This window comes from Domibacillus sp. F004 (assembly GCF_057814295.1).
Window position 1 is genome coordinate 85003 of sequence record NZ_JBVATB010000003.1, and the last position, 25976, is coordinate 110978.

Annotated in this window: 25 protein-coding genes; all 25 read right to left on the minus strand. The window is 41.8% G+C overall.

Annotated elements, in window-relative coordinates; all coding sequences use genetic code 11:
* Nucleotides 1-9: 9 nt before the first annotated feature.
* On the minus strand, nucleotides 10-2130 hold the full coding sequence (gene pnp, locus ACZYRN_RS08995; protein ID WP_488911211.1) for a polyribonucleotide nucleotidyltransferase: 2121 nt from the start codon (nucleotides 2128-2130) through the stop codon (nucleotides 10-12).
* Nucleotides 2131-2207: 77 nt separating this feature from the next.
* On the minus strand, nucleotides 2208-2477 hold the full coding sequence (gene rpsO / locus ACZYRN_RS09000; protein ID WP_018392393.1) for a 30S ribosomal protein S15: 270 nt from the start codon (nucleotides 2475-2477) through the stop codon (nucleotides 2208-2210).
* A gap of 111 nt (nucleotides 2478-2588) precedes the next feature.
* Nucleotides 2589-3551 carry a bifunctional riboflavin kinase/FAD synthetase gene (ribF, locus tag ACZYRN_RS09005; RefSeq protein ID WP_488911212.1) on the minus strand — a complete coding sequence of 321 codons (963 nt, stop codon included), beginning with the start codon at nucleotides 3549-3551 and terminating at the stop codon, nucleotides 2589-2591.
* A gap of 21 nt (nucleotides 3552-3572) precedes the next feature.
* Nucleotides 3573-4466 (minus strand): tRNA pseudouridine(55) synthase TruB, encoded by an 894-nt coding sequence (truB, locus tag ACZYRN_RS09010; protein WP_488911214.1) that lies wholly within the window; start codon nucleotides 4464-4466, stop codon nucleotides 3573-3575.
* Nucleotides 4467-4546: 80 nt separating this feature from the next.
* Nucleotides 4547-4900: a 30S ribosome-binding factor RbfA gene (gene rbfA, locus ACZYRN_RS09015; protein ID WP_488911215.1), complete on the minus strand. Its 354-nt coding sequence runs from the start codon at nucleotides 4898-4900 to the stop codon at nucleotides 4547-4549.
* A gap of 25 nt (nucleotides 4901-4925) precedes the next feature.
* Nucleotides 4926-6947, minus strand: a complete 2022-nt coding sequence (gene infB / locus ACZYRN_RS09020; RefSeq protein WP_488911216.1) for a translation initiation factor IF-2 — start codon at nucleotides 6945-6947, stop codon at nucleotides 4926-4928.
* Between the two features lie 42 nt (nucleotides 6948-6989).
* A complete protein-coding gene (locus ACZYRN_RS09025; protein WP_488911218.1) occupies nucleotides 6990-7298 on the minus strand; it encodes a YlxQ family RNA-binding protein in 309 nt (102 codons plus the stop codon).
* A gap of 1 nt (nucleotide 7299) precedes the next feature.
* Nucleotides 7300-7575: an RNase P modulator RnpM gene (rnpM, locus tag ACZYRN_RS09030; RefSeq protein ID WP_488911219.1), complete on the minus strand. Its 276-nt coding sequence runs from the start codon at nucleotides 7573-7575 to the stop codon at nucleotides 7300-7302.
* 12 nt (nucleotides 7576-7587) lie between these two features.
* On the minus strand, nucleotides 7588-8736 hold the full coding sequence (nusA, locus tag ACZYRN_RS09035; protein WP_488911220.1) for a transcription termination factor NusA: 1149 nt from the start codon (nucleotides 8734-8736) through the stop codon (nucleotides 7588-7590).
* A 41-nt stretch (nucleotides 8737-8777) separates the two neighbouring features.
* Nucleotides 8778-9251 carry a ribosome maturation factor RimP gene (rimP, locus tag ACZYRN_RS09040; protein WP_488911221.1) on the minus strand — a complete coding sequence of 158 codons (474 nt, stop codon included), beginning with the start codon at nucleotides 9249-9251 and terminating at the stop codon, nucleotides 8778-8780.
* Between the two features lie 150 nt (nucleotides 9252-9401).
* A complete protein-coding gene (locus ACZYRN_RS09045) occupies nucleotides 9402-13718 on the minus strand; it encodes a PolC-type DNA polymerase III (RefSeq protein ID WP_488911222.1) in 4317 nt (1438 codons plus the stop codon).
* A 56-nt stretch (nucleotides 13719-13774) separates the two neighbouring features.
* Nucleotides 13775-15481 carry a proline--tRNA ligase gene (locus ACZYRN_RS09050; RefSeq protein WP_488911223.1) on the minus strand — a complete coding sequence of 569 codons (1707 nt, stop codon included), beginning with the start codon at nucleotides 15479-15481 and terminating at the stop codon, nucleotides 13775-13777.
* 39 nt (nucleotides 15482-15520) lie between these two features.
* Nucleotides 15521-16777: an RIP metalloprotease RseP gene (gene rseP, locus ACZYRN_RS09055; protein ID WP_488911224.1), complete on the minus strand. Its 1257-nt coding sequence runs from the start codon at nucleotides 16775-16777 to the stop codon at nucleotides 15521-15523.
* Between the two features lie 18 nt (nucleotides 16778-16795).
* Nucleotides 16796-17941: a 1-deoxy-D-xylulose-5-phosphate reductoisomerase gene (gene dxr / locus ACZYRN_RS09060; protein WP_488911226.1), complete on the minus strand. Its 1146-nt coding sequence runs from the start codon at nucleotides 17939-17941 to the stop codon at nucleotides 16796-16798.
* A gap of 13 nt (nucleotides 17942-17954) precedes the next feature.
* Complete coding sequence (locus ACZYRN_RS09065) at nucleotides 17955-18743, minus strand: phosphatidate cytidylyltransferase (RefSeq protein WP_488911227.1); 789 nt, start codon at nucleotides 18741-18743, stop codon at nucleotides 17955-17957.
* Between the two features lie 25 nt (nucleotides 18744-18768).
* A complete protein-coding gene (gene uppS, locus ACZYRN_RS09070; protein WP_488911228.1) occupies nucleotides 18769-19530 on the minus strand; it encodes an undecaprenyl pyrophosphate synthase in 762 nt (253 codons plus the stop codon).
* A 126-nt stretch (nucleotides 19531-19656) separates the two neighbouring features.
* On the minus strand, nucleotides 19657-20178 hold the full coding sequence (gene frr / locus ACZYRN_RS09075; protein WP_488911739.1) for a ribosome recycling factor: 522 nt from the start codon (nucleotides 20176-20178) through the stop codon (nucleotides 19657-19659).
* A 38-nt stretch (nucleotides 20179-20216) separates the two neighbouring features.
* Nucleotides 20217-20939 (minus strand): UMP kinase, encoded by a 723-nt coding sequence (pyrH, locus tag ACZYRN_RS09080; RefSeq protein ID WP_488911229.1) that lies wholly within the window; start codon nucleotides 20937-20939, stop codon nucleotides 20217-20219.
* A gap of 90 nt (nucleotides 20940-21029) precedes the next feature.
* Entirely contained in the window at nucleotides 21030-21911 is an 882-nt protein-coding gene (gene tsf, locus ACZYRN_RS09085) for a translation elongation factor Ts (protein ID WP_488911230.1), read from the minus strand.
* A gap of 169 nt (nucleotides 21912-22080) precedes the next feature.
* The gene (gene rpsB / locus ACZYRN_RS09090; RefSeq protein ID WP_488911231.1) at nucleotides 22081-22833 is read right to left on the minus strand and encodes a 30S ribosomal protein S2; all 753 of its coding nucleotides are present in this window, start codon (nucleotides 22831-22833) and stop codon (nucleotides 22081-22083) included.
* Nucleotides 22834-22983: 150 nt separating this feature from the next.
* Nucleotides 22984-23460 carry a hypothetical protein gene (locus ACZYRN_RS09095; RefSeq protein ID WP_488911232.1) on the minus strand — a complete coding sequence of 159 codons (477 nt, stop codon included), beginning with the start codon at nucleotides 23458-23460 and terminating at the stop codon, nucleotides 22984-22986.
* Between the two features lie 35 nt (nucleotides 23461-23495).
* Entirely contained in the window at nucleotides 23496-24260 is a 765-nt protein-coding gene (locus ACZYRN_RS09100; RefSeq protein WP_488911233.1) for a FliA/WhiG family RNA polymerase sigma factor, read from the minus strand.
* A 129-nt stretch (nucleotides 24261-24389) separates the two neighbouring features.
* Complete coding sequence (locus ACZYRN_RS09105; RefSeq protein ID WP_488911234.1) at nucleotides 24390-24887, minus strand: chemotaxis protein CheD; 498 nt, start codon at nucleotides 24885-24887, stop codon at nucleotides 24390-24392.
* Nucleotides 24880-25521 (minus strand): chemotaxis protein CheC, encoded by a 642-nt coding sequence (locus tag ACZYRN_RS09110; RefSeq protein WP_488911235.1) that lies wholly within the window; start codon nucleotides 25519-25521, stop codon nucleotides 24880-24882. The genes ACZYRN_RS09105 and ACZYRN_RS09110 overlap by 8 nt, the downstream gene beginning before the upstream one ends.
* A 12-nt stretch (nucleotides 25522-25533) precedes the next feature.
* The gene (locus ACZYRN_RS09115) at nucleotides 25534-25971 is read right to left on the minus strand and encodes a chemotaxis protein CheW (RefSeq protein WP_488911236.1); all 438 of its coding nucleotides are present in this window, start codon (nucleotides 25969-25971) and stop codon (nucleotides 25534-25536) included.
* Nucleotides 25972-25976 lie beyond the last annotated feature (5 nt).

Consider the following 25976-nt stretch of genomic DNA (forward strand, 5'->3'; position numbering starts at 1 on the left):
TCTTTATAATTAAGATTGTTTTGCTGCTTCTTCTTTTTCTCTTTGCTCTTTCAAAACGGCTTTACGTGATACATTGACACGGCCTTGATTATCAACACCGATCACTTTTACAAGGAATTGATCGCCCATTTTTACGACATCCTCTACTTTGCCAACACGTTCTTCAGCCAGTTCAGATATATGAACAAGTCCATCTTTTCCTTTAAACAATTCAACAAATGTACCGAATTTTTCAATTCGTTTTACTTTCCCCATATAAAGTTCGCCTACTTGAACTTCACGAACGATATCTTCAATGATTTTTTTCGCGCGCTCATTATCTTCTTGATTGATGGATGAAATAAAGACAGTTCCATCTTGTTCAATATCGATTTTAACGCCCGTTTCTTCAATGATTTTATTGATCTGTTTACCGCTTGGTCCAATAACGTCACGAATTTTATCCGGATTAATCGTCATCGTCATAATTTTCGGTGCATACGCAGACAATTCCGTACGCGGCGTGTCGATTACAGATAGCATATGTTCTAAAATATACATTCTGCCTTCTTTCGCCTGCTGCAATGCTTCCTCCAAAATTTGACGGCTTAATCCATCAATTTTAATGTCCATTTGAAGTGCTGTTATACCTTTTGCTGTACCTGCTACTTTAAAGTCCATGTCGCCAAGATGATCTTCCATACCTTGAATGTCAGAGAGGACCGTATAATGTTCACCTGACTTAACAAGACCCATTGCAATACCAGCAACCGGTGCTTTAATCGGTACTCCCGCATCCATCATAGCCATTGTGCTTGCACAGATGCTTGCCTGTGAGGATGAACCATTTGATTCAAGCACTTCCGACACGACACGAATGGTGTAAGGGAAGTCTTTTTCGTCTGGAATGATTGGGTATAACGCTCGTTCCCCAAGTGCACCATGACCGATTTCACGACGCCCAGGGGCACGAAGCGGACGCGTTTCTCCAACGCTGAAAGAAGGGAAATTGTAATGATGCATAAATCGTTTTGACTCTTCTACACCAAGGCCATCCAATATTTGAACGTCACCGAGCGCACCAAGAGTTGCAATGCTGAGCACTTGTGTTTGTCCACGTGTAAACATGGCAGAACCGTGTGTCCGTGGAAGCAATGCTGTTTCCGACGCAAGCGGACGGATTTCATTGATCTTACGGCCATCCGGACGAATTTTTTCAACAGTGATGAGACGCCGCACTTCTTCTTTTACAATTTTACCCAAAATTTCAGAAGCTTCTCGAATTGACTCTTCTTCGCCTTCTTCTTCAAGTGTTGATTTCACTGCGTCTTTCACTTTTTTAATTGCTTCCTCACGCGCATGTTTTTCAACCGTTTGAATGGCTTGAATCATCTCACTCTCACACAAAGTGCGTATTTTCGCTTCAAGTGCTTGATCATTTTCATAAAGAACAACTTCTTGTTTTTCCTTACCGCATTTCGCAACAATTTCTTCTTGGAAAGCGATAAGACGTTTGATTTCTTCGTGGCCAAACATGATCGCTTCAAGCATGACTTCTTCAGGCACTTCATCTGCACCTGCTTCAACCATGTTGATCGCTTCTTTCGTACCAGCAACCGTTAAATCAATATCACTCTCTTCTGCCTGTTCGACCGATGGATTAATAATAAATTCACCATTAATGCGCCCGACCTGTACTCCCGCAATTGGACCTTCAAACGGAATATCTGATACTGAGAGCGCAAGAGAGGATGCAAACATCGCCGCTATTTCAGAAGAACAATTTTGATCGACACTCATGACTATACTGATAACTTGAATTTCATTGCGGAATCCATCAGGGAAAAGCGGACGAATCGGGCGGTCAATTAGACGACTCGCAAGGGTTGCTTTTTCACTCGGACGGCCTTCACGTTTAATAAATCCGCCTGGTATTTTACCGGCGGCATAAAGACGTTCTTCATAGTTCACAGTCAATGGAAAGAAATCAACTGCTTTCGGTTCTTTTGAGGCTGTTGCAGAGCTCAATACAACGGTATCACCATAACGTACTAGCGCCGAACCATTAGCCTGCTTAGCGATTTGCCCTACTTCGACAGTTAGCTCATGCCCTGCCCATTCGATGGAAAATATTTGTTTTCCTTGCTCCATATAGTTGCACCTCTTTTATTTTAACATCATATTTTTTCCCTAACAAAAAAGCGGGAAGAATCCCGCTTTTTTGTGAATTATCGGCGCAAGCCGAGTTTTTGGATCAGTTCGCGGTAACGTGCAACATCCTTGTTACGAAGGTATGAAAGCAAGTTACGACGACGGCCGACCATTTTTAAAAGACCTCGACGTGAATGATGGTCTTTTTTATGTGTACGTAAATGATCATTCAACGTGTTGATTTGTTCAGTTAATACAGCAATTTGCACTTCTGGAGATCCTGTATCAGACTCGTGCGTTCTATACTCCTGAATTAGTTCGTTTTTACGTTCTTGTGATAATGCCATTATTTTGTTTCCTCCTTTAGTTTGTTTCATCCCCGTCAGCCTAGCATACGTTGGAGACTCGCGATGCCAAGCAGCGGTTCGAAATGTTAATCACGGTATATTATACGAAATTTAAAACTGTTCGTCAAGCCGTTTACGATCAAAGAAACGAATAGCTGCCTGTTTATCTTTTTCAATTTGCGCTGACAACTCGTCCATACCATTAAACTTTTGTTCTCCACGTAAACGAATATGCCAGTCCACGTCGACTTCTTCTCCATAAATATCTCCATTATAGTGAAACATATGCACTTCAATCGATAAAACAGGCTTATCTGGACTTTTAAATGTTGGTCTGAATCCCACATTGCATACCCCTTCATACCATTCATTTTGCACATTCATTTTCACTGCATATACACCTGTAAGGGGCAAAAAGTAGGAATCATCCGGTTCAATATTCGCAGTTGGAAAGCCCATTTTACGTCCGCGCTTATCGCCATGAATGACCGTTCCTCGCATACGATAAGGTCGTCCTAATAAATCGGATGCATCACGTACGAGACCCTTTGACAAAAGTTCCCGTACTTTTGTAGAACTTATTTTTTCTTTTTCATAATCAAGTTTATCCACCCCAGTGTAAGTAAACTGACCACGTGAATGAAATTGCATTGTTTCCATTGTTCCTTTGGCAAGATGGCCATATGTATAATCAAAACCTGCGACAACATGCTGTACATTCAGCCCGATAATAAACTCATCCACAAATTGCTGTGGCTCAAGTGCAGCAAAGTCAGATGTAAATCGGACAATAAATAAATAATCAATACCTATTTCTTCAAGAAGCCGTTTTTTTTCTGCTAACGGTGTAATATGACGAATATGCGTATGTTTATTGCCAAGTACAAGAGACGGATGTGGATCAAACGTCATGACGGCACTTTTCCATTCATTCTCAATAGCAATTTGTTTTGCTGCCGTAATGACTTGTTGATGACCTTTATGTACACCGTCAAAAAAACCGAGTGCAAGCGCCATGGGTTTAAACTCGTCTTTCTTTTTTTTATGCGGATGATGAAGCATAATAACTTCCATAGGTTAACACCTGTCTTTCTTTCAGTCTCGCATTACTTTGACCGGTTTTATTTTCCCTTCTTTTTCTGGATGAATCTGGTAAATAGCAAGAAGTTCATTATTTAAGTAAACCGCCGCTTCCTTTTCTCCCTCAGGCCAGTCAGCAGGTACCGGCAGTACAGCACCGTTTTTTATGGTTACTGCTACTTTATCAAATACATTCCACTTCGGCAAATGAGAAACCGCGATTTCAACCGGCTTCAGCACCTCTGTTGGCTTACGTAAGGAAAGCTCTTCCAGTGTGACACAGTCTTTCTCGTAAAAGCCCCCTGAACTTGTGCGGACGAGCTTTGACATATGCGCGGGATAACTAAGTTTCTCACCAATCATAACCGCCAATGTTCGGATGTACGTACCTTTTCCGCAGATGATCCGAATAGAAAACCGCACTGTTGCGTCATCTTGCACAATGTCGCTTATTAACTCTATTTGATCAATCGTTACGGTCCTTGATGGCCGCTCCACGATTTCTCCTGCACGTGCATATTCATATAGACGTCTGCCATTTACTTTGACAGCAGAATACATTGGCGGAATTTGTTTAATTTGTCCTGTTAACTCCTTTAATACAGGCAATAACTGATCTTCTGTGATAGAGGCATCTATTTTTTTTGATTCAACGACTGCACCCGACGCATCTTCTGTTTCAGTCGATATTCCAATCGTCACTTCCGCTTCGTACGTTTTACCGCTGTCTGTTATATATTCAGCAAGTCGGGTTGCTTTTCCAATGCAAATTGGCAATACGCCTTCTACATCAGGATCTAACGTACCAGTATGACCGACTTTTTTCGTTTTCAATATTTTGCGTACTTTAAAAACGCAATCATGCGATGTCATGCCTTTTTCTTTCCATAAGGGTAAAATTCCATTCACTGGATGGGCTCCTTTCTTCATAAAAAAAACGTCTGACAGACAGCAAGATCAAGTTTGCTGCTGCCATGACGTCTTTTTTCTTAGGACGGTTCATTTGTATTGCCAATTTCTTTTAAAAGAGAATCAATTCGGCTGCCGTATGCAACCGATTCATCAAACTCAAACATAAGCTCTGGTGTTTTCCGGAGACGGATTCTCTGACCGAGTTCAGAACGGATAAAGCCCTTTGCTTTCGCCAGTGCTTTTAACGTCCCTTCTCGCTCCTCTTCCCCACCAAGCACTGTAATGTACACAGTAGCTTGCTGCAAATCGCCAGTGACCTCCACATCTGTTACCGTTAAAAAACCGATACGTGGATCTTTCACTTTCCGGCTTAAAATCTCCGTCAATTCTTTTTTCATTTGTTCTGCTACACGATTTGAACGCATTGACATGTATATCACCCCTTAAAATGAAAGGTTATTTGCGCTCAATTTCCTGTTCGATGAACGCCTCAATAATATCTCCTTCTTTGACATCATTGAAACCACGAATTGTAATTCCGCACTCATAACCTTGTGCAACTTCTTTAGCATCATCTTTAAATCGTTTCAAATCATCGACTTCACCTTCAAAAATAACGATGCTATCACGAATTAAGCGCACACCCGAATCACGGGTAATTTTGCCTTCTGTTACATAGCTGCCCGCAATCGTACCAATTTTTGATACTTTAAACGTTTGTCGCACTTCAGCCTGTCCAATAATTTTTTCTTCAAATTCTGGATCCAGCATTCCTTTCATCGCAGATTCAATTTCTTCGATGACTTTATAAATAATACGGTGCAGGCGCACTTCTACTTTTTCCGCATCTGCTGTACGTTTTGCATTGACATCAGGACGAACGTTGAATCCAATCACAATTGCGTTTGATGCTGATGCGAGAATAATATCCGATTCTGTAATCGCACCAGCGCCTGTATGAATAATTTTAACGTTGACGCCTTCCACTTCAATTTTTTGAAGAGCAGCAGCCACCGCTTCAACTGAACCTTGTACATCTGCTTTTAAGACGATATTTAAGTCTTTCATTTCCCCTTGTTTCATATGTTCAAATAAGTTGTCAAGACTGACTTTTGTTTTTTCACTGCGCTGCGCTTGAAGTGCTTCTTGTGCACGTGTTTCACCAATCTGACGAGCTGTTTTTTCATCTTCAAATACCACGAAACGGTCTCCCGCGAGTGGTACATCATTCAAGCCTGTAATTTCAACTGGTGTTGATGGACCAGCTGTTTTCACACGGCGCCCAATGTCATTAACCATCGCACGTACACGTCCAAATGTATTTCCGACTACGATTGGATCTCCAACATTAAGTGTTCCATCTTGAACGAGCAATGTGGCAACAGAACCACGGCCTTTATCCAGCTCCGCTTCAATAACAGTACCCATTGCACGACGCTTCGGATCTGCTTTCAATTCTTCTACTTCCGCGACGAGAAGAACCATTTCAAGTAATGTATCAATTCCTTCTCCCTGCTTCGCTGAAATCGGAACAAAGATGGTTTCACCGCCCCATGCTTCTGGCACAAGACCATGTTCTGTTAATTCTTGCATTACGCGATCTGGGTTAGCCGCAGGCTTATCAATTTTATTAACCGCCACAATAATAGGCACTTCTGCTGCTTTTGCATGGTTGATCGCTTCAACGGTTTGTGGCATGACGCCGTCATCTGCTGCTACAACAAGAATGGTAATATCCGTTACTTTTGCCCCGCGTGCACGCATTGTCGTAAATGCTGCATGTCCAGGTGTGTCGAGGAACGTAATTTTCTTTCCGTTCGTTTCAGCCTGATAAGCACCGATATGCTGTGTAATCCCGCCTGCTTCACCCTCTGTTACCTTTGTATTTCGAATTGAGTCAAGCAGCGTTGTTTTACCGTGATCAACATGGCCCATGATCGTCACAACCGCTGGACGCTCAATTGTATCTTCTTCTGACACTTCTCCTTCAAAATACGTTTCAAGGTCCGCTTTGTCGATTAGAATTTCTTCCTCAACTTCAACATTAAATTCACTTGCAACAAGTTCTATTGCATCTTTATCAAGCTCTTGATTGATTGTTGCCATAACACCAATCATAAATAACTTTTTAATGACTTCCGACGGTTCGACGTTCATTTTCTTCGCTAATTCCGCTACTGTCAGTGAACCTGAAAAAACGATTTTTTCTGGAATTTCTTTCTTTTTAACGACTGGCTGCGGTTTTGGCGTTCCTTTACGCTGTCCACCGGAACGGCCTTTGCCGCGTGGGCCACCGTTAATTCCTCGTTGGCCTGGCTTTGAAGCGCCGCCACGTGCACCGCCGCCTGCACCGCCGCCTGTTTTTTGCTGTGCACCTGGTTTAGAGCCAGTCGGTTTTGGTTTTGCTGGTCCTCGATTTTGTCCTGGTTGGCTTGCTGATTTATTCGTTGTTTGTTGATTATTTGTTTTATTATCCAAGTTTAAATAGCCTCCTTGTCATGACTAGCATTTATAATGCTGTCATTCCCCATCGATAAGCGTCTGCAGCTTTTGAGCGAAACCAGCATCTGTTACAGCAACGACAACTCGAGCATCTTTTCCAATCGCCTGCCCTAGTACGTAGCGGTCCTGTATCCGTCTGACTGGTACACGATAAAAGTGCGCCTTATCGGTAATTTTCTTTTCTGTATTATGCGATGCATCTTCTGATAAAATAACTAGTTTTGCATTCCCGCGTTGAATTTCTTTGACCGTCAATTCTTCACCGGAAATAATTTTACCTGCTCGAGTTGCAAGTCCTAAAAATGATATCCAGGGCTTCACAGCCATCTTAATTTTTTTCCTTTGCAATAAAATCAAGCAATTCATCATAAACGGATGGAGGGATTTCTGCGCTAAGCTGGCGGGCGAGGACATTTTTCTTCTTTGCCGCTTCGACCGCTTCCTTTGATTTTGTTACATATGTGCCACGCCCTGATTTTTTGCCAGTCGGATCAACAGACACTTCTCCTTCTTTTGAACGGACGATGCGGATCATTTCTTTTTTTGGTTTCATTTCACCCGTGGCCGCACATTTGCGGAGCGGGACTTTTTTGGGTACAGGCATCGCTGTTCCTCCTTATTCGATGTCTTCTGAAAAGAAATCTTCAAGGTTGGTATCTGACGCTGGTTGTTCAAATTCGTCATCTTCATCAACGGATACGCTATTTTTAGAAGTCGGATAAATACCGGCTTCACGTGCATCTGTTTCACTTTTAATGTCTATTTTCCAACCTGTTAATTTCGCCGCAAGTCGTGCATTTTGTCCTCGTTTTCCAATGGCCAGTGACAATTGATAGTCTGGAACAATAACGGTCGTTGCTTTATTTTCTTCATCAAACGTCACTTCAATGACTTTCGCAGGACTAAGGGCATTTGCGACAAATACAACAGGGTCATCCGACCATTTCACAATATCAATTTTTTCACCTTTTAATTCATTGACGATTGCCTGTACACGGTTTCCTTTAGGTCCTACACATGCACCAACTGGATCGACTTCTGGATTTTCAGAATGCACCGAAATTTTAGATCGATCGCCTGCTTCACGTGAAACAGAGCGGATTTCAACTGTGCCATCGAAAATTTCTGGCACTTCAATTTCAAATAAACGCTTAAGCAATCCTGGATGTGTACGTGATACAAAAATTTGCGGCCCTTTTGTCGTCCGTTCTACTTTTGTAATAAATACTTTAATCCGATCATGCGGTTTATATGTTTCATTCGGCATTTGCTCTGACTGCGGCAAAAGCGCTTCAATTTTACCGAGGCTGACATAAATAAAGCGGGCATCCTGTCTTTGCACAATCCCCGTCATAATATCTTCTTCGCGGTCGATAAATTCAGAATAAATAATGCCGCGTTCTGCTTCACGTACGCGCTGCGTAACGACTTGCTTTGCTGCCTGCGCTGCAATACGGCCAAAATCTTTTGGTGTCACTTCCAATTCAACGATATCACCAAGTTCGTAAGCGGGGTTAATTAGTATCGCATCTGGCACTGCAATTTCAAGCCGTGAATCAAATACTTCATCAACGACTTCTTTGCGTGCATATACACGTATTGAACCGCCTTCAAGATTTAAGTCTACCCGCACGTTTTGAGCTTGATTAAAGTTACGCTTATAAGCAGAAACAAGCGCTGCTTCTATTGCATCAATTAATACATTTCGTTCAATGCCTTTTTCTTTTTCAAGATAAGTGAGGGCATCATATAGCTCTGAGCTCATTGGCTAAAAAGCCTCCTTACATAAATATCTTATTAATTTTTTTAAAAGGTAACAGCAAGACGTGCTTTTGCTACTTTATTTAAAGGTATCGTCAACTGTTTTTTACGTGTTTTTATCGCATATTCAATCGTTAATTCTTCTCCGTTAAACGAAAGAAGTTTGCCTTCATACGTTTTTTCACCGTCAATTGGTTCATACAGCTTTACATTTACATGTTTACCAACAGACCGTTCAAAGTCTTCCGTTTTCTTTAATGGTCTTTCCGCACCCGGTGATGACACTTCGAGGAAATAATTGTGTGGAATCGGATCCGGATCAAGGGCGTCCAATTTCTCACTTAAACGCTCGCTGACCATTGCACATTCTTCGATATCAATGCCGCTTTCTTTGTCAATGTACAATCGAAGAAACCAATTCTTTCCTTCTTTAACATATTCGATTTCAACTAGTTCAAGATTCAATTCTTCAATAATTGGCTCGGCAATTTTCTCTACCGTTTCGATGATTTTACTCATTGTTTTATCCTCCCGCATGAAAAAATTTGTTTCGGAACATTCCCGCAACAAACACGAAAGAGTGGGGGCGGCCCACTCTTTCGAAGAGAGTTATCATGCAATTTCCATCTTTAAGGATACCATGATTAGGTCTTTTTTGCAAACAGCACATTAGAACAATGACAGCTGGTTCTGGTCAGGCAACGCATCAAGGCAGCCCATTTTCTCCAAGTATTCCATAATCGTTTTTGACACTTTCCCTCTCTGCTGTAAATCTTCTTTCGATAAAAACTCACTGTTCGCTCGAGCAGCAACGATATTTTTTGCTGCATTCGTACCAAGGCCCGGTATAGCGTTAAATGGTGGAATAAGCGAGCCGTCATCGATGATGAATTTATCCGCACTTGAACGGTACAGATCCACCTTTTGAAAAGTAAAGCCCCGTTCAACCATTTCAAGTGCCAATTCAAGCACTGTCATTAAGTTTTTTTCTTTTGGTGACGCATCAAGTCCTTTTGAATTGATTTCTTGCAATAATGCTTTAATCGCTGCCGATCCTCTCGACATCACATCAATTTCAAAGTCTTCTGCACGAACTGTAAAATACGCTGCATAATATAAAAGTGGCAAATGAACTTTAAAGTACGCAATCCGCACCGCCATTAACACATATGCGGCCGCATGGGCCTTCGGAAACATATATTTAATCTTTTTACATGAATCAATATACCATTCCGGTACTTCATTTTTACGCATTTCCTCTTCCATTTCATCCGATAAGCCTTTCCCTTTACGGACAGACTCCATAATTTTAAAGGCGAAAGCGGGATCAAGTCCTTGATAAATTAAATACACCATAATATCATCCCGACAGCCTATCACTTCTGATAGTTCGCAAACGCCTTTTTGAATTAGTTCCTGTGCATTCCCTAACCAAACATCAGTGCCGTGAGACAGTCCAGAAATTTGAACGAGTTCTGAAAATGTCGTCGGCTTCGTTTCTTCAAGCATTTGCCGGACAAACCTTGTACCGAATTCGGGAATACCGAGTGTTCCCGTTTTACACATAATTTGCTCTTCTGTCACACCGAGCGATTCGGTGCCACTGAAAATTTTCATCACTTCTGGATCATCGGTTGGAATTGTTTTAGGGTCAATACCTGATAAATCTTGAAGCATCCGGATAACGGTCGGATCATCATGTCCGAGAATATCCAGTTTAAGCAAGTTATCATGGATCGAATGGAAGTCAAAATGAGTTGTTTTCCACTCCGATTTATCAGAATCAGCTGGATATTGAATTGGTGAAAAATCGTAAATATCCATATAGTCTGGTACAACGATAATCCCGCCTGGATGCTGACCTGTTGTCCGTTTCACACCAGTGCACCCTGACACGAGGCGGTCTACCTCCGCACTACGATATTGCTTCGTGTACTCTTCCGCATATTTTTTCACGTAACCATAAGCTGTTTTTTCTGCTACCGTTCCGATCGTTCCTGCTCTAAATACATACTCTTCACCGAATAGCTCTTTCGTATAGTTATGAGCTCGCGGCTGATACTCACCGGAAAAATTCAAATCAATGTCGGGTACTTTGTCTCCTTTAAAGCCAAGAAACGTTTCAAATGGAATATCATGCCCGTCCTTTTTATAAGGTATATGGCAATTTGGACAATCTTTATCTTCCAAGTCAAAACCCGAACCGACAGAACCGTCATCAAAAAACTCCGATTTTTTACATTGCGGACAAACATAATGCGGCGGCAGCGGATTGACTTCAGTAATTTCTGTCATCGTGGCAACAAATGACGAGCCTACAGAACCACGGGAGCCAACAAGATAGCCGTCATCCAACGATTTTTTTACCAGTTTATGTGAAATAAGATAAATTACGGCGAAGCCATGCCCAATAATACTTTTTAATTCTTTTTCAAGACGCGCTTCCACAATTTCAGGCAGCTCATCCCCATAAATACTTCTTGCCATACCGTAACTCATTTCACGCATTTCATCTTCTGCGCCTTCAATTTTCGGCGTAAACAAGTCATCTTTAATCGGCTTGACGTCTTCAATTAAATCGGCAATTTTATTCGTATTATTGACAACAATTTCATGTGCTTTATCCGTCCCGAGAAACGAGAATGCCTCTAACATTTCATCTGTTGTACGGAAATGAACGTCCGGCAATGTTTGGCGGTTTAGTGGATTGGCACCACCCATCGATGAAATTAAAATATGCCGGTACACTTTGTCTTCTTCATTTAAGTAATGCACATTTCCTGTTGCAACAACTAATTTCTTCTGTTCATCTCCGAGCTGAATTATGTTCCCGATAATATCTTCCAGTCCTGCTTCGTTTTTTACAAGCTCCATTTCCATAAGCGGTGCATAAACAGCTTTTGGCTGTACCTCGAGGTAATCGTAAAATTCAGCTGCCTGACGCGCTGTGTCCATCCCTTTTTGCATCATCGCTTCAAACACTTCACCCTTGTTACAGCCTGAACCGATTAATAAACCATTCCGATGTTTTTGTAAAACAGAACGCGGGATACGCGGTACACGATAAAAATAGTCAATGTGCGACTTGGAAACAAGCTTAAATAAGTTTTTCAATCCGTCCGCATTTTGTACTAAAATTGTACAGTGGTAAGGGCGTGCCCGTTTATATGCGCCGCCTTCCCCCATATAATTATTAAATTCATTATGACGTTTTATGCCTTTTGCATCCGCGTCTTTCAATAGCTTTAATAAAATATAGCCTGTCGCTTCTGCATCGTATATGGCTCGGTGATGTTGTGTTAATTCCACATCAAATTTTTTCGCCAATGTATTGAGCCGGTGGTTTTTCATATCAGGATAAATGAGACGGGCTAGCTCGAGCGTGTCAATAACTGGATTTCCTGTTCGGCCAATATCGTATTTTTCATAACCTGTTTGAATAAAACCCATATCAAATGAAGCGTTATGCGCGACTAATATCGAGTCGCCGCACCATTCTTTAAAGTCACGCAATGCTTCATCGACGTCCGGTGCATCTCTTACCATTTCATCTGTAATGCCTGTTAACTCAATCGTTGTCGCAGAAAGCGGATGATGTGGATTCGCGAACCGCTCAAACCGATCGATAATGTCATCGTCTTTTATTTTAACAGCGGCCAATTCAATGATCGTATCGTATACAGCTGACAATCCTGTTGTTTCAACGTCAAAAACAACGAACGTATCGGTGGCAAGTTCTCTGTCTGCATCTTCATATGCAATAGGTACGCCATCATCCACAAGATTCGCTTCCATGCCATATAAAATTTTCACACCATTCTTTTTTCCGGCGCTGTACGCTTCTGGAAACGACTGAGCGACTGCATGATCGGTAATCGCGATCGCTGAATGTCCCCATTTTTTCGCTTGACCGACGAGCGCGCTGACCGATGTAACAGCGTCCATCTGGCTCATGGGTGAATGAAGATGAAGTTCTACCCGTTTCTTTTCTGCGGTATCTTCACGTGACGGCGAACGAATTTCATTAATATCGTTGGCAATCATGACTAGGTCGCGGACGAATGTATCATTTTGAACCGATCCTCTGACACGCACCCACATTCCTTTTTTGACACGATTAAATATCGCTGCATCTTCTTTATCACGAGAAAACATTTTAATCATTAATGAATCTGTGTAATCTGTAATTTTAAATGTAAGCAGCGTACGGCCGCTGCGCAGTTCTTTCGTTTCCGCATCAAAAATATACCCTTCCGTTGCAATACGGCGTTCTTCATCGATAATTTCTTCAAGCCGTTTAAATTCACTGTCACGCTTAATCGTATACCCAATCGTAACAGGACCCGAATCCTCTGCAGTACCGGATTCCTGCTCTTTCGCTCGATTTTGCATCTCAACAACCGCTTGTCTTGCCCGTTCCGCATCTTCTTTTCGCTTTTCTTCGAGAAACTTCTCATACTCTTCATTTTGGGTATTTTCTGTTATTTGCACATCAAATGTAAGCGGCGGAAAGCCAAGACTTTCATATATATCACAAAGGCGGCGCCCGTATTTATTTTTCAGTGCCATTCCTTCCATTTCATTTTGCGTGCGAATAATCAATTTCGTTCCAGACACCCCTGGCTGCTGTTCGTTTAACGCAGCAAGAATCGGTGGCGCAATGCCGTCTAGCTGGCGAACACAATACGACCAATAATCCAAAATATGCTCTGGTGTACAGGATCGATCCTTGACCTCAATCGCAAACGTAACCGAAGCAATAGGCGAAAATGTACTTGAAAGCGCATCGGCGAAACGCATGAGAACACTGCATGGTATAAGTGCCGGTGCTGAAAAAATAAATTGCCATTTTTGATCTTGTTTATGAACAATCAATTTTTTAATTTCAGTTTCATCAAAATGGCGCACAACGGCATCTTCCGTTAAACGGAGTTGTTCAAGTAAAATTAAAAAGCGGCTCCGGCCGTCGGATGACGATCCATTCATAGCCCTTCCCCCTTACGTATAAGAGGATGATCGGCAAATGCCGCTCATCCTCTTTTTTACATCGTTCCTTGCAAGTCACGAATAGTGTTGACAACATCTTCAACAGATGATTCAATAACGTCACCTGTTTTACGTACTTTGATTTCTACTATACCTTCTGGTGCTCTTTTACCGACTGTGACACGTACTGGCAAGCCAATTAAATCGCTGTCTGTAAATTTAACGCCTGCACGCTCAGCACGATCATCCATTAATACGCTGAAGCCTGACTGCCGCAGTGTATCATAAAGTGCGTTTGCTGCATTCACCTGAGCTTCATCCTTCACGTTGACCGGTATTAAATGGACATCAAATGGGGTGAGATTAACTGGCCAGACGAAGCCTTTCTCATCGTTGAACTGCTCTGCAATTGCTGCTACAATACGCGAGACACCAATTCCATAACAGCCCATAATCATCGGCTGTGTACGGCCATTTTCATCCAAGTACACGGCATTCATCGCTTCACTGTATCGTGTACCCAGTTTAAATATGTGGCCGACCTCAATGCCCTTTGCAAATTGAATGATTCCTTCTCCATCAGGTGATGGATCACCTTCTAAAATGAAACGAAGATCCGCAAATTCAGATACATTAAAATCACGTTCCATATTTGCGTTCACGTAATGCCAGCCGTCTTCATTTGCGCCACAGACTATATTTGTAAGTGAACGAACAGCCTGATCAGCAATGATTTTGACATTTGCCGGTACCCCTACTGGACCAAGTGAACCAAACGTTGCGCCAAAAAGGTGAGCTGATTCCTGTTCCGCTGCCATTTCGACTGTTCCAGCGTTTAAGAAGTTTTTCAATTTAATATCATTAATTTCATGATCGCCACGTGCGAGTACGATGACTATTTCTTCATCTACTTTAAAGACGAGCGTTTTTACGCACTGTTGAGCTGGCACATTTAAAAAGGCGGCCACAGATTCAATGGTCTTACAATCCGGCGTTTCCACTTTTTCAAGCATTTTTTGCTCGTCATTGCTTTTCTCGTAAACCGTCACAACTGGCGCCATTTCGATATTTGCTGCATAGCTTGATGTATCTGAATACGCAATTGTGTCTTCACCGATCTCAGATAACACCATAAATTCATGGGTATCTTTCCCACCCATGGCTCCTGAATCAGCAATAACAGCGCGGAAGTTCAACCCGCAGCGACGGAATATATTCGAATACGCTTCAAACAAACGATCATACACCTCATTCAGACTATCCTGAGAAGAATGAAATGAATAAGCATCTTTCATAATAAATTCACGGCCGCGAAGCAATCCGAATCGCGGCCGTTTTTCATCGCGAAACTTCGTTTGAATTTGATAAAGTGTCAGTGGTAAGCGTTTATATGATTTCACTTCATCCCGAACGAGAGCCGTAATGACTTCTTCATGTGTCGCACCAAGTGCGAATTCACGTGAATGACGGTCTTTTAAACGCATTAATTCCGGACCGTATGTTTGCCAGCGGCCTGATTCTTGCCATAACTCTGCCTGCTGTAAGGCAGGCATTAATATTTCTATTGCCCCTGCATTATCCATTTCTTCGCGGACGATGTCTTCTACTTTGCGAAGCATTTTCTTACCGAGCGGCAGGTAGCTGTACACACCACTCGCATTTTGCCGGATAAAGCCGGCACGGAGAAGGAGTTGATGACTTTTTACTTCTGCATCAGCCGGCACTTCTCTCATTGTTGGAATTAACGTTCTACTTTGCTTCATTCAATCGCACCTCGACTAAAAAATTATTGGTTCTGTTTATTATAAAAAGAATCGCTGTATGTCGTTCCATGTGACAACAATCATTAATAGCATTAAAAGCGCAAAACCAACAAAATGGATCATACCCTCCATTTGACGGTCAACCGGCTTACCGCGCACTGCTTCATAAAAGAAAAACAACAATCTGCCTCCATCAAGAGCAGGCAACGGCAGCAAATTCATAATACCTAGATTAATACTTAAAACGCCCGCCCATTTTGCGAGATTTAGAATGCCTGATTGGGCAACGGTATCCGTAGACACGTATATACCAACAGGGCCAGATAACATGTCAATCGAAAATTGACCTGTTACGATTGTACCCAGCAATTGAATAATCTGGATTGTCCACGCATAAACATCTTTGGCTCCGTAAACAAATGCTCCGAAAAAAGACTTTTCAAAAGGGGTGTATACTCCGATCATTCCGTACGTTTCACCTTCTGCTTCTTGAGCTGATGGCGTAACCGGAATCGTCAGCTGCTGCTCGCCGCGCTCAATATTAAAGACAAGCTCTTTTCCCGGACTTTTTTGAATAACGGTGACAATATCTTCCCATGATGACATTGTTTCACCGTCAATCGACATAATACGGTCACCTTCTTGCAATCCTGCTTCAACCGCCGCGCCGTCCTCAATGATTTCTCCTAGCTGAGGCTCATTTGTTGGGATTCCTTGAATCATCGCTAGAACGACAAAAATGATAAATGCAAGGATAAAGTTAAACAACGGCCCTGCAAAAATGGCCATTGCACGCTTAGGCAACGTTTTTGAATTAAACTGACGATCATACGGGGCAATTTGTGTACTCAAATGATCTTCAGTCATTAACGCCTCACGGTAAACGCGGAATGTTTTTAATTCATCCTCGCCCTCTTCATAACCGCTGATGATTAGTTTGTGTTCAAGGTCCGCTTTTTCAATTTCAATCACACGCGCCTCTTTGAAGCGATCACGGCCATTGACAATTAAATGAATCACTTCGTCTTGGTCATTAAATATAACACCAATACGCTGTCCAGCTTTTAGTTCAGTCATTTCTGGATCTTCACCGGCCATTCGGACATATCCACCGAGCGGCAACAACCGGATTGTATAAACCGTTTCTCCCTTTTTATGTGCAAAAATTTTCGGTCCAAATCCAATCGCAAACTCACGGCATAATATACCTGCTCGTTTAGCAAAAATAAAATGACCAAGCTCATGAAAGAAAACAAGTGATCCAAAGATAACGATAAACGCGATTACGGTATTCAAACGGTTCTAACCACCTTTTTATGATAAGAATGAGCGTACAAACGCTCTCCCTTCTGCATCGGTTTCGATAATCGCCCCTAGCTCAGGTGACTCAATCGAATTGTGTTGTTCCATTGCCCGCTCCACTACTTCTTCAATTTGCAAAAATGTAAGTTTGCTATCAAGAAAGGCCGCTACTGCTTCTTCATTAGCTGCATTCATGATTGCTGGCATCGTGCCTCCTATTTTTCCTGCTTCATACGCAAGTTGAAGCATCCGATACCGATTAAAATCTGCTTTTTCAAAATGCAGCTTGCCAATGGCAGCAAGATCCAGAGGTGCTGTATCTGGTAACGGAAAGCGATCTGGCCACGTCAAGGCGTATTGAATTGGCACACGCATATCAGGTGAACCTAGCTGCGCTATAACAGAACGGTCATGAAACTCAATCATCGAATGAATGATGCTTTCTCGATGTAAAATAACATCTATTTGATCATATGGCAAGTTAAAAAGCCAGTGCGCCTCAATCACTTCAAGTCCCTTGTTCATCATCGTCGCAGAATCAACAGTAATTTTAGCACCCATTGACCAGTTTGGATGATTCAATGTTTCTTCAACTGTCACATTTGCAAGTTCTTCTCTTTTTTTATCCCGAAAGCTTCCACCTGATGCAGTTAAAAGGAGACGACTTACATTTTTTTCATGTTCTCCCTGCATGCATTGAAAAATCGCTGAATGCTCGCTATCGACCGGCAACAGCTTAACACCCGCTTTTTTTGCAGCTTCTGTTACAATATGTCCCGCTGTCACAAGCGTTTCTTTATTCGCAATCGCGATTGTTTTCCCTGTCTCAATGGCCTTCAACGTCGGTTCCAAGCCTACACTGCCAAGAACGGCATTCACAAGGGTATCTGCTTTTTCATCAATTGCCGCTGCTTCGAGTCCCTCTGCTCCACTCAAGACACGAATATGAGGATACTCTATCTTCAGCCGATTTGCTTCATCTTTCTCAAGAACAGATACGAGATCTGGTTTAAATTCATTGATAATTTGCCGTGCTGCATCTATGTTCTTCCCGGCGGAAAAAGATGTTAATTTGAATCTTTCGGGGTTTTTTCTAATAATATCGAGCGTTTGTAAGCCGATCGAGCCTGTAGCCCCTAGCAGACTTATCGTTTTCAAAAAATCATCTCCTTTAAAGCAATTGAAGTAGGTGTAAAAACGGAAATACAAACAGCCAGCTATCTGTGCGGTCTAATACGCCTCCATGGCCCGGCAATAATGTACCTGAATCTTTTACACCATAATGGCGTTTGAGAGCAGATTCAGCAAGATCACCAATTTGCCCCCCGATCGATAATAATGCCGTTCCCGTGAGTACCCATAACGGATTAACATCAAAATCAATAATAAATAAAAAGATAACTGCCACTAACACAGCAGATCCAATACCACCGTAAAAACCTGCTACTGTTTTATTGGGACTAATCTCAGGCCATAACTTTCGTTTGCCGATCGCACGGCCAACAAAATAAGCACCAGAGTCTGTTGCCCACGTAATGAGCAAAGCGAAAAAGACGAATAAAACACCTGCTTCTCTCGTCTCAATCATATATGAAAATCCGAACCCAATATAAAGCGGGACCAGGACACAAAATGCCGCTTCATCAAATGTAAATCGATTTTTCGTTATGACTGTATATACTAAGAAAAATAAGACAAAAATAAGCAATAACTCTTGCTTTCCATATCCCGCATCCTGCCATTTCTCCGCAACAACTTCTGGCATAAGTAACATGAATGAAAGGAGGACAGATAAAAGCGCAGGCAGAGAAATAGCTGGAACACCTTTCATTCTTAACGCTTCGAGTACCGCAAAAGCACTCATAATATAAACGAGTATGACAAACGGCCATCCCCCATACATAACAATTGGTAAAAATAAAGCAGCGGCAATGACGCCTGTTACAATTCTTTGTTTCATAATTCTATATCCTCCAGCTTGTTCTTCACGACAATCCCCCGAAACGTCGTGACCTTTTTTGAAATACAGCCACCGCTTCAAGAAGATCTTCTTCTGAAAAATCAGGCCACAATACGTCTGTAAAGAAAAATTCAGTGTAAGCAAGCTGCCAAAGCATAAAATTACTGAGGCGGTGTTCACCACTTGTACGAATGAGTAAGTCAGGCTCTGGTAAATGACTGGTCATTAAGTAGTGAGAAATTGTTTCATCTGTCACATCATGTTTTTCCAGCACACCCAATTGTACATCATTCATTATCCTCTGAACGGCATTGACGATTTCTGCACGGCTGCCATAATTTAAAGCAAAATTTAAAATAAGTCCATCATTGCCAGCCGTTTTATCCATCGCATTTCGAACAGCCCGTTTTGTATGTACAGGTAATTTCTCTATATCACCTATTAGTTCAACACGTACATTTTCTTCTATTAATTCCGGCAAAAAAGTAGATAAAAATTCTTCGGGCAATTTCATCAAGAAATCAACTTCCACTTTAGGTCGCTTCCAATTTTCCGTTGAAAACGCATAGAGTGTTAACACCTTTACCCCGATCCGATTGGCACTGCGGGTAATTTTCCGTACGGTTTTCATGCCTTCATTATGTCCGGCAATACGCGGCAAAGCCCTTTTTTTTGCCCATCGACCATTTCCATCCATTATGATCGCAATATGTTCAGGCACATTTTCTTCTGAAAAGGCTGTTTCACCTGTTTGTTTTGATTGCCAGAACCACGGTTTATGTCCCATACAAGATCCTCCACATCGCTTCTTTCCTATACATTTTACCATATAAGACGATTTCATAGTAAATACAGCGATAAAATCCAAAAAAAGAACCCTCTTGCCTAAGAAGAGGGTTTGCTAATTAGCGTATTACACTTCCATAATCTCTTGTTCTTTATCTTTAGCAATTTCATCCACTTTACGAATATATTCATCCGTCTGCTTTTGAACGTCTTCTGTATAGCCACGAAGATCGTCTTCTGTTATATCCCCATTTTTTTCACTTTTCTTTAATTCATCGTTTACATCACGACGGATATTGCGTATCCCCACTTTCGCGTCTTCTGCTTCTTTCTTTACAAGCTTCGCAAGTTCTTTACGGCGCTCTTCTGTCAAAGCTGGGAAGTTTAAGCGAATGACTGCTCCATCATTCGATGGATTTAAGCCTAGATCAGATTTCAAAAGTGCCTTCTCAATATCACCCAATGATGTTTTATCGTATGGCTGAATTACTAAAAGACGCGCTTCTGGAATGTTGATAGACGCAAGCTGATTAATCGGTGTCGGAGCTCCATAGTAATCAATTGCAATGCGGTCTAACACATTCGCACTCGCACGACCTGCACGGATTGATGCAAGTTCACGTGTAAATGCTTGAATCGCTTTGTCCATTCGCTCTTTTGTCTGATTAATAATTTGTTGTACCACGGTTATTTCCCCCTTACGATTGTTCCGATATTTTCACCCATAACAACACGTTTAATGTTTCCTTTTTCCGTGACAGAGAAAACAATTAGTGGAATATCATTATCCATGCACAGGGAAGAAGCTGTCGAATCCATAACTGCCAGTCCTTCTTTAATAACATCGAGATAGGACAATTCCGCATATTTCACTGCGTCTTTTTCCAATTTTGGATCTGCACTATATACGCCGTCCACATTATTTTTTGCCATTAAAATAACTTCAGCTTCAATTTCAGCAGCCCGTAACGCAGCTGTTGTATCTGTTGAAAAGTATGGATTTCCTGTACCCGCAGCAAAAATAACGACACGGCCTTTTTCAAGGTGGCGAATCGCCCGTCTCCGAATATACGGCTCTGCTATTTGACGCATTTCGATGGATGTTTGCACTCTTGTTTCAATACCTTGCTGTTCCAGACTATCCTGCAATGCCATTGAATTCATGACCGTTGCCAGCATCCCCATGTAATCTGCTGTGGCACGATCCATGCCCATTTCACTACCGATTTTCCCTCTCCAAATGTTGCCACCGCCAACGACGACAGCCACTTCTACGTCCAGTTCACTTACTTCCTTTACTTGTTCAGCCACTGATTGAATGACAGCAGGGTTAATACCGAATCCTGCCTCTCCTGCTAATGCTTCACCACTTAATTTTAATACAACGCGTTTATATTTAGGCTGGCTCATGTAAACCTCCATCTGTAATGTACATGAAATCCCTCACCAGATCGGCAAGGGATTTCACTTATTCCATTCCGTCCGACGGAAAAAGAATCATTATTTTTTCACTTGGTTCATAACTTCTTCAGCAAAATTTTCTTGACGTTTTTCAAGTCCTTCGCCAACTTCATAGCGAATGAATTCTATTAATGTTGCGCCTTTAGATTCAAGGAATTGACGTACCTTTTGATCGGGATCTTTAACAAATCCTTGGTCTAAGATACATACTTCTTCAAAGAATTTCCCAAGTCGGCCTTCTACCATTTTTTCAACGATTTTTTCAGGTTTTCCTTCGTTAAGCGCCTGCTCTGTTAATACTTTACGCTCGCGCGCTACTTCATCTTCAGAAACTTGTTCGCGTGAAACATATTTTGGATTCAATGCCGCTGCATGCATCGCAACGTCTTTCGCTGCTGCTGCATCAGTTGTTCCTTCAAGGACAGCAAGAACGCCAATACGTCCACCCATATGCAAGTATTCGCCGAATGCAGCATTCTCGCCTTTTGTACGAATTTCAAAGCGGCGAAGGGATAGTCTTTCACCAATTTTGGAAATCGCTTCATTAATGTACACTTCCACTGTTTTACCGTTTTGCATTGTCTGTGCTAACGCTTCTTCGACAGTAGCTGGCTTGTTTGCTAAAAGGTGCGCTGCGATTTCTTTCACAAGAACTTGGAAGTTTTCGTTTTTCGCAACGAAATCTGTTTCAGCATTTACTTCAAGAATAACAGCATGATCGCCTTCACTTGTAATATAAGTTGTTCCTTCAGCCGCAATACGATCTGCTTTCTTAGCCGCTTTTGCAACACCTTTTTCACGAAGGTAGTCAATTGCTTGATCCATGTCACCTTTTGTTTCAACTAATGCTTTTTTGCAGTCCATCATACCTGCGCCTGTTTTTTCACGAAGTTCTTTTACCATTTGTGCAGTAATAGCCATATTATAGTTCCTCCTTCAATATGTAGAATAGGACCCGCTCAATGCGGTCCACGAAAGCGTTGCGGCAGGCTGCCGCATTTTACACTTTCAAATAAATCCATGTTTCTTTATTTTATCTAGCTTCAAAAAAAGGTGATAAGGGCATCCCTCTTATCACCTTTTTTGTTCATTACTCAGCTGCAGCTTCTGCTTTTTCAACTTGTTCTGCTTCTTCAACAGCAACAGCTTCCACAATTTCCTCGCCTTGCTTCGCTTCAAGAACAGCATCAGCCATTTTACCCGTCAAAAGTTTGACAGCGCGGATTGCGTCATCATTTGCCGGAATAACATAATCAATTTCATCTGGATCGCAGTTTGTATCAACAATACCAACGATTGGAATGTGCAATTTGCGTGCTTCTGCAACTGCAATACGCTCTTTACGCGGGTCGATGATGAAAAGAGCATCTGGAAGACCTTTCATATCGCGAATACCGCCAAGGAATTTTTGTAGGCGTTCATGTTCTTTTTTTAGTTTAACCACTTCTTTTTTCGGAAGTACATCAAATGTACCGTCTTCTTGCATTTTTTCAATATTTTTCAAACGTTGAACACGCTTTTGGATTGTAGAGAAGTTTGTAAGCGTACCACCCAACCAGCGTTGGTTTACATAGTACATACCTGAACGTTCTGCTTCTTCTTTCACAGAATCTTGTGCTTGTTTTTTCGTTCCAACAAACAATACTTTACCACCGTCATCGGCAACTTCTCTTACAAATTTATACGCTTCTTCCACTTTGCGAACTGTTTTTTGAAGATCAATAATGTAGATCCCGTTACGTTCCTGGAAGATGTACTTTTTCATTTTTGGGTTCCAGCGGCGAGTTTGATGACCGAAGTGAACACCCGCTTCAAGCAATTGTTTCATAGAGATTACTGACATGTTTGTTTCCTCCTGTTTGGTTAGATTTCCTCCGCCTTTATCCTATTCCGACAAATTCCGTCACGGACGGCACCGTTTATCTGAATCAAAAGACGTGTGTATTAACACCGTTAGTTACTATACCACATCACTTCGTGTCCCGCAACCATTTTATTGTGGCCTATAAAATTTTAATCCAAGCTGAACTTCTGTAATACCTATTTTTAATTCGCGTGCAATCTCTTCTTCAGAAAATCCTTGCTTTTTCAATTCTATCATCTGTTCTAACGTAGATCGTTCCTTTACCGGCAGTTTCGGTTCTTTTTTCACATTTTCATATGCTTTAGCTGCTGTCGCGCGCGGGACAATAGGTGGCACTCCCTTTTCATCTGACCGTGCTTCATTCAAAATAGGAGGCGCCGGCTCTTTTCGGTTCATTGATTTTTGTGACAACTGTTTGATCAGCTGCTCATTTTCTTCTTTTAGTTCCATTAAAAAAGCTGACATCATTTCTTCTGTTTCTTCCGCCGTTTGCCGCATTTTCTTTTCTGTTTGCTTCATATTATTTTGGCGTTGAAATAATAGAATAAGCGCAAACAAATTGACCGCATGTATTAAAAATGAAGTCGTGATTAAAAATGTTATCATATGCGCTCCTTACCTAATTTCACCAAAATGAATGATTACTTTTTCTTCACAAGCTGCTGTTTTAATTTAAATAACGCTTTTGAATGGATTTGTGAAATGCGGGACGTCGACAATCCGAGAATCTCACCAATTTCCGTCAACGTTACCTCTTCTTTATAAAAAAGGTCAATGATGAGCTGTTCTTTTTCTGTCAGCTTTTCGATTTCGACAGCCAACTCCTTCATTTGTTCCTGCTTTACGAGCTCTTCTTCCGGTGAGATCTTCTGATCGTCTTTCAATATAAACCCTGGCCCGTCCGGCTGGCCTGGTTCAGTTACTTGCTCTTCTATTGATAAAACGTGTGAAAAAAAGTGTTCAGCGATCGTATCATTTACTTCATCTGCTGTTATACCGAGTTCTTCTGCTACTTCTTCAGCTGTCACCGCTCGCAAATAGCGTTGTTCAAGCATAGATGTAGCCGCCTCGATTTTTTTCGATTTTTCCCGAGTAGATCTTGGGAGCCAGTCCGCTTTACGTAAGCCATCTAAAATCGCACCCCGTATCCGAAATGAAGCATATGTATCAAACTTCAAATCACGTGATGGTTCAAATTTTAAAAGCGCATCATATAAACCTGATAAACCAAAACTTGTCACTTCTTCTCTGCTCACCGCTTTTGGAAGTGTTGAAGCAATTCGTCTGCTATAAAATGTCACAAGTGGCAAATAACGAGCGACGAGTGCATCCCCATCATCAGGATGTCTATCTCTTTTCCATCTTTCCCACAAATCATGTTCTTCGTACGGCATTAATTTTGTCATTTCATCCCCCCCATCAACTGACATGACCCGGTACGAATTATTACCTTCTTTAATAACAGTTTAAAGAAAAGTCAGTTGTTTGCCAACATTATGTACAAAAAAGCAGCGGTTTTATATCCGCTGCTTTTTCTATATTTGCTGCTCGCCTTTATTGACTGAACGAATATGTAGAATGAATGTTAACGGATCAAATTCAATCGTTCGCCCACTGTTTCCACCAACATCCTCAGCAAGAATCGGAATACGAGCTATTTTCAGCTGCTGTTTGACTGCCTCTACATTCCGTGGACCAATTTTCATTAAATCAGAACCCGATTTATACTGAAACATTTGCGCACCGCCTGCGATCTTTGCTTTTAAACGAAAAGGACGTGCGCCGCTTTTTGTTAATGTCTTTATAAGCGCGGGTACGCCTGTATCCGCAAACTTCGCCTCATTTTTCGCCCCTGCTTTCGCAAGGCTTGAATCCGGCAGCATGACATGAACCATTCCCGCAATGCGAGCAGTTTCATCATAAATAACGACCCCGACACAGGATCCGAGCCCGGACGTGCGTATCATTTCTGGCGGCTTAACGATCTTCATATCAGCAATTCCTACTTTGACAACTTCCCGCACCTTATTCACTGTATCCGGCCCCGAGTGCCTCGAAAATAACCGGAAATGATTCCGGAGACAGCAGGAGAAAGAAATGTCCTTTTACCGTTTCCACATTATCATCTTCAAGCTCCGTTAATATTGTGTCGATCACGATAGCATGATCGCTGTACTGTGAAATTTCAAGCAGTCCGTAACTGATGATCGCACCAAACATATCGATAGCGAGTTCTGGTACAGAAGGCTGCAATTTCAAATGCGTAAAATCACCAAGTGCAGATAAATAGGAACCGGATAATATATTCCCCATCTCCTGCATAGCTGAGAAACCAATATCCTGCGCTTCACGATTATGAAATGTAAATAGATCATCTGACATTAACTTACGAATAAAGCGGTCTGCTTCTTCTACTGTCAGGACAAAAAACATGTTTCCGCCCGCCTCGCCTTCAATTCGAAGGCTGACACTGACCACTTCTTGTTCAGATCCACCGGTTAATTCCATCATTTCTGAAAAAGGCACAATGCGTACACTCGGTACTTTCATATCAATTCTTCTATTTAAGAGAATAGACAGCGATGTTGCCGCATGTCCTGCTCCTATGTTGCCAATTTCTTTTAAAATATCAAGATGAATCGGTTGAATATTATCAATATAGTTCATCATGAGCCGCCTTTATTTAAATATCTTTTCAAGACTAAGCATAATGAGCAGTCTTTTTTCTAATTTTGCAACTCCTGTAATATATTCATCGCCCATGGAGCCTACAACTTCAGGCTGTGGCTCAATTGCATCAAGAGGGATGTCAAGTACATCATTTGCTCCATCTACAATAAGACCCACTTCCATAGCATCGAGCGCTGCAATAATAATGCGCGTTGTATCATCATATTTTTCATCAGCCAAACCGAAACGGCTGCGTAAATCGATAATGGGTGTCACAACACCACGCAAATTGATTACACCTTTTACAAATGGCACAGTGCCAGGTACACGCGTAATATGCATTAATTTTTCAATGGAGTAGACTTGATGAACAGGCAAAGCATACTCTTTATCCACTAATTGAAAAGCAATAACTTTCACAGCGACTGGAGTACTTGTCTCACTCATAGCCG